Genomic DNA, 1,528 nt, shown 5'->3' on the forward strand with positions numbered 1-1,528 from the left:
GCGAGACGAAGCGGGGGATGTCGTCGTGCGCGCCGGCCGCGAACACGTAGAAGTCCGGCCGGGCCAGGAGCGCCTCGCACCCGTGCTCCGTGAACCAGCGCGCGTAGGCGGCGTCGAGATCCTGGACGGAGCCCTTGCCCGACACGTCGGCGGCCACGCCGCCGATCCGCCGGAACCAGGACGTCTCCTCCTCGCTCAACGCTTCCGTCGGGTCCCCGGCGCGGCTGATCAGCTGCCAGCCGCCGCCGGCGACGAGGTCGTCGAACAGTCCCTCCACGCCGGCGACCCCGATGCGCCCTTGGGGTGCCAGCCGTCCGGCGGCGTCCTCGCCCGGGAGGGTCAGGGACGGCTCGCCCAGCCGGGGGTGCGGAGGCTTGCGGGTGGCGGTCTCCGGGTCACGCGCCCGCTTCTTCATCTCGGCGTCCCGGGCGGCCGCCCGTTCGGGGTCGAGTTCGCAGATGACCCGGCCGGCGGCGACGGCCTCGTCGATGATCTCCCGGACGTGTCCGGCGCGTTCCGGACCGTACGTGTCGAGCACGGCCGGCGCCGCCAGCCCGCGGTGCACCATGCCCAGCCGCCAGGTCAGCGCCCGGGCGTCCCGCAGTCCCGCGCACAGCCCCTGGCCGAGGAAGGGCGGCATGAGGTGGGCCGCGTCGCCCGCGAGGAAGACGTTCCCCTCGCGCCAGCTCCGCGCCCACCGCCCCCGGAACGTGTACACGGCGTGCCGTTCCAGCCGGGCCGTCTGCGGGGTCACGCCCCAGGGCGCCATGAGCCGCCAGGCCGTGCTCTCCCGGCCCAGTTCCTCGGCGGTCATGCCGGCGGGGCGCATGAACTCGAACCGTCGCCGTCCCGGGCCGCTGCTGACCGCGGTCGCCGGCTGCGCCGGATCGCAGTACTGGGTGACGAAGGCGCTCCACTTCTCCTCGGCCAGCGGCCGGTAGTCCACCACCAGCCAGTCCGCCTGGAACCCCGAGTCGTCCACGCCTGTGCCGAGGTGGGTGCGGACGGCGCTGTTGGCGCCGTCCGCACCGATGAGCCACCGCGACCGGACCTCTGCGACCTCGTCCGGCTGCCCGGTGGGAGCCAGCTGGGCGGAGACGCCCTCGCCGTCCTGGTCCAGTGACCGGAAGGTCCATCCGCGGTGCACGCTCACGCCCGGGGTCGCGGCCGCGAGGGCCTCCAGGGCCGCCTCCAGGTCGGGCTGGTGGAAGCCGTTGGTGTTCGCCCACCCCGACTCGGCGGTCCTGTTCCAGTCGATCGCCTGGAGGAGTTCGCCCTCGCCGTTGCGGAACTCGTAGCCGCCCCGTTCGCCCTGGGACGGCTCGAACAGGTCGGCGTGGTCCGCCATGAGACCCGCGGCCTGGAGGATGCGCAGCGCCTCGTGGTCGATGGTGCAGGCCCGCGGCAGCGGATACCGCTGGGGCCAGCGCTCCACGACGGCCACCCGCAGGCCCGCCCGGCCCAGGAAGACGGCGGTCAGCAGGCCGACCGGACCACCACCGACAATGGTGCAGTCGACCACGGGCCG

1 protein-coding gene is annotated in these 1,528 nt (G+C 74.5%); it reads right to left on the bottom strand.

The window, feature by feature from the left end:
• Positions 1-1,528 (bottom strand): bifunctional 3-(3-hydroxy-phenyl)propionate/3-hydroxycinnamic acid hydroxylase MhpA (mhpA, locus tag ACFF45_RS35350; protein ID WP_381351138.1); only part of this gene is annotated, 1,528 nt, incomplete at both ends.

Origin of the sequence: Streptomyces cinereospinus (assembly GCF_042430725.1) — a bacterium.
Lineage (GTDB): Bacteria > Actinomycetota > Actinomycetes > Streptomycetales > Streptomycetaceae > Streptomyces > Streptomyces cinereospinus.